Here is a 5,260-nt window from a genome sequence, read left to right as displayed (position 1 = left end):
GGCGTTGACTTTTGGCACGCTGTTGAGTTCTCAAGGAACGGACGCTTCCTTCGTACTCACCCTCTCGGGCTTTCCTCCGGGCGCTTCCCTTCGGTTTTTCCGACTCTATCAGACCTTTTCTCGATCCGATTTCCTCGGTGCTTTCCAGGTTTTCGCTCTCGCGTTTCCCTTTCCGGCAGACCCGACTTTATCAGAGATTCTGAGTCGGATTTTCCGCCCCGATCGGGCAAGGCTCAACGCATATGAAGTGGCTGGGCTTCCCTCTGAGGCGGAGCCGTAAACGTACTGGAGCGGGGTGCCTCGACGCAAATCGAGGCACCCCGCTCCGGGTTCACACGGACAAGGTCGCGTCCGTGGGTCAGACCTCCACGACGACGGGGAGGATCATCGGCCTGCGTCGATAGGTGTCCGAGACCCACTTGCCCAGGGTGCGGCGGATGAGTTGTTGCAGCTGGTGGGGTTCCACGACGCCGTCCTGGGCCGACCGCTCCAGCACTTCCGTGATCTTCGGGATGACGTCCGCGAAGGCGGCGTCCTCGATGCCGGAGCCACGGGCCTGGATGTGCGGGCCGCCCGTGATCTTGCCCGTGGACGAGTCCACCACCAGGAAGACGGAGATGATGCCCTCGTCGCCGAGGATCTTGCGGTCCTTGAGCGCGGGCTCGCCGACGTCGCCGACCGAGAGGCCGTCGACGTACACATAGCCGGCCTGGACCTTGCCGGAGATCTTCGCCTTGCCCTCGACAAGGTCGACGACGACGCCGTCCTCCGCGATGACGATCCGGTCGTGCGGGACGCCGGTGAGGGCGCCCAGTTCGGCGTTGGCCCGCAGGTGGCGCCATTCGCCGTGCACCGGCATGAGGTTCCTCGGGCGGCAGATGTTGTAGAAGTACAGCAGCTCGCCTGCGGACGCGTGGCCGGAGACGTGCACCTTGGCGTTGCCCTTGTGGACGACGTTGGCGCCCCAGCGGGTCAGGCCGTTGATCACGCGGTAGACGGCGTTCTCGTTGCCCGGGATGAGGGACGAGGCCAGGATGACCGTGTCGCCCTCGACGATACGGATCTGGTGGTCCCGGTTCGCCATCCGGGACAGGGCGGCCATCGGTTCGCCCTGGGAGCCCGTGCAGACCAGGACCACCTCGGCGTCCGGCAGGTCGTCGAGCGTCTTGACGTCCACCACCAGGCCGGGCGGGACCTTCAGATAGCCGAGGTCGCGGGCGATGCCCATGTTGCGGACCATCGAGCGGCCGACGAAGGCGACCCGGCGGCCGTATTCGTGGGCCGCGTCCAGGATCTGCTGGATGCGGTGGACGTGGCTGGCGAAGCTGGCCACGATGATCCGCTTGCGTGCGCTCGCGAAGACCTGGCGCAGGACATTGGAGATGTCCCGCTCGTGCGGGGTGAAGCCGGGGACCTCGGCGTTGGTGGAGTCGGTGAGGAGGAGGTCGATGCCCTCCTCGCTCAGCCGCGCGAACGCGTGCAGATCCGTGAGGCGGTTGTCCAGCGGCAGCTGGTCCATCTTGAAGTCGCCCGTGTGGACCGCCATGCCGGCCGGGGTGCGGATCGCGACCGCGAGGGCGTCCGGGATGGAGTGGTTGACCGCGATGAACGCGCAGTCGAAGGGGCCGATGCGCTCGCGGTCGCCCTCGGCGACTTCGAGGGTGTACGGGCGGATGCGGTGTTCCTGGAGCTTCGCCTCGATCAGGGCGAGGGTGAGCTTGGAACCGATCAGCGGGATGTCCGGCTTCTCCCTGAGAAGGAACGGCACTCCGCCGATGTGGTCCTCGTGACCGTGGGTGAGGACGATGCCCTCGATGTCGTCGAGGCGGTCTCTGATCGACGTGAAGTCCGGCAGGATCAGGTCGATTCCGGGCTGCTCCTCCTCGGGGAAAAGCACTCCGCAGTCGACGATCAGCAGGCGGCCGCCGTATTCGAAGACCGTCATGTTCCGGCCGATCTCGCCGAGACCGCCGAGCGGGGTGACCCGCAGGCCGCCTTCGGGCAGCGGCGGGGGCGAGCCGAGTTCAGGATGCGGATGACTCAAAAGACTCTCCTCACCACACGCGCCACGTACCGGTGGGGCACGTGGCGCGCATGACGTTCGTGCAGAAGCAGTTGTCGTTGTGGATGCGGGCACCGGTGGCCCGCCTATTCAGTTGTGAAGCCCTGGTGGTGCCAAGTCTGGTGTTAGAGCTGTACCCCGCCGGCGGCAAGATCGATCTTGAGCTGGGCGATCTCCTCGGGCGTGCAGTCGACCATGGGTGCGCGCAGCGGTCCGGCGGGCAGGCCCTGGAGGGCCAGCGCGGCCTTGACCGTCATGACGCCCTGGGTGCGGAACATGCCGGTGTAGACGGGGAGCAGCTTCTGGTGGATCTCGGTGGCCTTGTGGACGTCGCCGGAGGTGAACGCTTCGACCAGGGCGCGCAGGTCCGGGGTGACCACATGGCCGACGACCGAGACGAAGCCGACCGCGCCGACGGAGAGCAGCGGCAGGTTGAGCATGTCGTCGCCGGAGTACCAGGCGAGACCGGACCGGGCGATGGCCCAGCCGGCCCGGCCGAGGTCTCCCTTGGCGTCCTTGTTGGCGACGATCCTCGGGTGCTCGGCGAGGCGGACCAGGGTCTCCGTGTTGATCGGGACGCCGCTGCGGCCGGGGATGTCGTACAGCATGACCGGCAGCTCGGCGGCGTCGGCTACGGCGCTGAAGTGCCGGTACAGGCCCTCCTGCGGGGGCTTGTTGTAGTACGGGGTGACGACCAGGAGGCCGTGTGCGCCCGCCTTCTCCGCGGCGCGAGCCAGCTCGATGCTGTGGTGGGTGTCGTTGGTGCCGACGCCGGCCACGACATGGGCGCGGTCGCCGACCGCCTCGAGTACGGCTCGTACGAGGTCCGATTTCTCCGCGTCGCTGGTGGTGGGGGACTCGCCGGTGGTGCCGTTGACGATCAGGCCGTCGTTGCCTGCGTCCACGAGGTGGGTGGCGAGCCGCTGGGCGCCGTCGAGGTCGAGTGCGCCGTCCGCCGTGAAGGGCGTGACCATGGCGGTGAGGACCCGCCCGAAGGGGGTCTGCGGAGTGGAGGTCGGAGCCATGGGTAACACGCTACTCGCTGCTCACTGTGCGGTCCGCCCTAGGGGGGCCGGGAAAGTCCGGACAAATGCGGAGCCCGGCACTGCCTGCTCGGGGGTTCAAGCAGTGCCGGGTCCGTTTGATCAGGCTAGATGAACTTCTCCAAATGCCGCAATACGGACACTTCGCGAGGCTGATCCGTACCTGCGTGCGGTCTCGTCAGGGGGCGACGCGGCCGTTGGCATTGAAGGCGGCGTAGGTGAGCGGCATGAGCTGGGCCCAGGCCGCCTCCATCTTCTCGCCGACCATCTCGATCTCCCGCTGCGGGAAGGACGGCACCTTGGCCAGTTCGTGCTGGGTGCGCAGGCCGAGGAAGTGCATGAGCGAGCGGGCGTTGCAGGTGGCGTACATCGAGGAGTAGAGGCCGACCGGGAGCACGGACCGGGCCACCTCGCGGGCGATCCCCTGGGCCAGCATCTGCTGGTAGGTCCGGTACGCCTGGCGGTACGACTCCTCCATGGAGTGCGCCACCAGATCGTGCTGCTCCGGGGAGCCCTCGACGAACACGTACTTGCCCGGCCGCCCCTGCTGGACCAGCTTGCGTGAGGTGTCCGGCACATAGAACACCGGCTGCAGCTCGCGGTAGCGGCCGGACTCCTCGTTGTAGGACCAGCCCACCCGGTGCCGCATGAACTCGCGGAACACGAAGATCGGGGCGCTGATGAAGAACGTCATCGAGTTGTGCTCGAACGGGCTGCCGTGCCGGTCGCGCATGAGGAAGTTGATCAGGCCCTTCGAGCGCTCGGGGTCCTTGTGGAGCTCGTCCAGGGACTGCTCCCCGGCGGTCGAGACACGGGCCGCGAACAGCACGTCGGAGTCCGCTGCGCTGTGTCTGACCAGTTCGACGGTGACATCGCTGCGCAGCTCGATCTTGAACTCGTCGTCCGGGGTGGAGGTCACGATGCGGCGGGTCCTTCCCATCTCGTCACTAGGCGACGCCACTCTACGACCCGCCAAACGGGGCGTTCACTATCGGGACCCAATGAAATTTGGCGAAACCGGGCACCTTTCTCGTCGCTCGCTCGTCTGTCCGAGTGAGAGCCATCCGGTCGATCCCGATGCCTGTTCCGATCTGTTCCGAAGGGAGATGCACGCCCGATGTCCCGTCGGCGCGAACCCGTGCCGTTCGCCTTCCTCACCGAGGCCGAGAAGTTCCGTAGCAATGTCGCTCCCCCGCCCCGTCAGCGTGCCTCCGTCGGTCAGATAGCCGGGCGCTGGCTGCTCGGGCTCACCATCGTGGCCGGGCTCGTGGGCTCCCTCGTCCTCGGAATACCGGCGCTGTCCACGCCCACGGCCGCACCGACACCGCAGTCGCAGGCATCGCAGGGGCGCTGACCCGGGGCACCTACCCATGCGCGCCCTCCCCCTTACGGACCCCCAAGAGTGGTGAGCGGTGACCCCGGCGGATAGCCTCACCGGGCACAGCCCCATGCATGGACGAGTGAGGACCAGCCGTGCCCCTGCCCTTCCTGACGGCCGACCGCTCCTTCGAGACAGCCGACGACATCGCGTTGCCGTTCGACGACCGCGCCCGTTGGCGCCGCCCCTACCGGCCCGGCCCCTGGCGGGTGGGCGTGGCCGCGCTGTGGCTGCTGCTCGCCTCGTTCGTGCTGTTCGGAGCCGTCATCATCGCCCTGACCGCCTCTCCGGCCTCCGCCGGGGTGGTGTTCGCCCTCGCGCTGATCGTCATCGGCGCAGCGCTGCGACTGCTGCGCACGGGCGTGTGGGTCAGCGCGCGCGGCCTGCGCCATGTGGAGTTCCTCGTCACCCGCACGGTGCCCTGGAAGCGGGTCGTCGCGGTGCGCACGGTGCAGCAGCCGGTGCGCTGGCTCGGGCTGCCACGCACAGTGCAGGGGCAGGCGCTGGTCCTCGTACGCAAGGACCGTGCGGCCGAGGACACCGCGTCGCTGCTGACGACGCACGGCCTCGACTTCCTGACGCGGGTCTCGGCCTTCGACCGGGCGGCCGACACCATCGAGGCATGGGCGGCGGAGTACCGGCGGAGTTGAGCGGCGCACGGGGTGGGGGTGGGCGGCGCGGCGCGCGCCGCGGCCGCCCCCCACATCGCCGCCCGGCGGGCGGCCCGCCACCACGCAATCCTCCACCCGCCGAAGAACAACAAACCCCCCACCAAAA

6 protein-coding genes are annotated in these 5,260 nt (G+C 68.1%); 3 read left to right on the top strand and 3 right to left on the bottom strand.

The annotated features are described in order from the left end of the window. The coding region (locus tag ACWEKM_RS45635) for a hypothetical protein (RefSeq protein ID WP_451627214.1) at nucleotides 1-280 on the top strand (280 nt) is incomplete at its 5' end. A gap of 78 nt (nucleotides 281-358) precedes the next feature. On the opposite strand, the gene ACWEKM_RS45630 is transcribed toward ACWEKM_RS45635, so the two are convergent. From ACWEKM_RS45630 to thyX, 3 genes are all read right to left on the bottom strand, one after another. After that, on the bottom strand, nucleotides 359-2,044 hold the full coding sequence (locus tag ACWEKM_RS45630) for a ribonuclease J (RefSeq protein WP_451627213.1): 1,686 nt from the start codon (nucleotides 2,042-2,044) through the stop codon (nucleotides 359-361). 143 nt (nucleotides 2,045-2,187) lie between these two features. After that, nucleotides 2,188-3,087 carry a 4-hydroxy-tetrahydrodipicolinate synthase gene (dapA, locus tag ACWEKM_RS45625; protein ID WP_451627212.1) on the bottom strand — a complete coding sequence of 300 codons (900 nt, stop codon included), beginning with the start codon at nucleotides 3,085-3,087 and terminating at the stop codon, nucleotides 2,188-2,190. Nucleotides 3,088-3,283: 196 nt separating this feature from the next. Next, a complete protein-coding gene (gene thyX, locus ACWEKM_RS45620; protein WP_451627211.1) occupies nucleotides 3,284-4,024 on the bottom strand; it encodes an FAD-dependent thymidylate synthase in 741 nt (246 codons plus the stop codon). A 198-nt stretch (nucleotides 4,025-4,222) separates the two neighbouring features. Here thyX and ACWEKM_RS45615 point away from each other — a divergent pair, with 198 nt between their 5' ends. Then, on the top strand, nucleotides 4,223-4,459 hold the full coding sequence (locus ACWEKM_RS45615; RefSeq protein ID WP_451627210.1) for a hypothetical protein: 237 nt from the start codon (nucleotides 4,223-4,225) through the stop codon (nucleotides 4,457-4,459). Between the two features lie 119 nt (nucleotides 4,460-4,578). Further along, a complete protein-coding gene (locus ACWEKM_RS45610) occupies nucleotides 4,579-5,133 on the top strand; it encodes a hypothetical protein (protein WP_451627209.1) in 555 nt (184 codons plus the stop codon). The last annotated feature ends 127 nt before the right edge of the window (nucleotides 5,134-5,260 follow it).

This window comes from Streptomyces sp. NPDC004752, from assembly GCF_053601275.1.
Note: the sequence above shows the minus strand (reverse complement) of the source record. Positions and strands in the feature narration are given on the sequence as shown.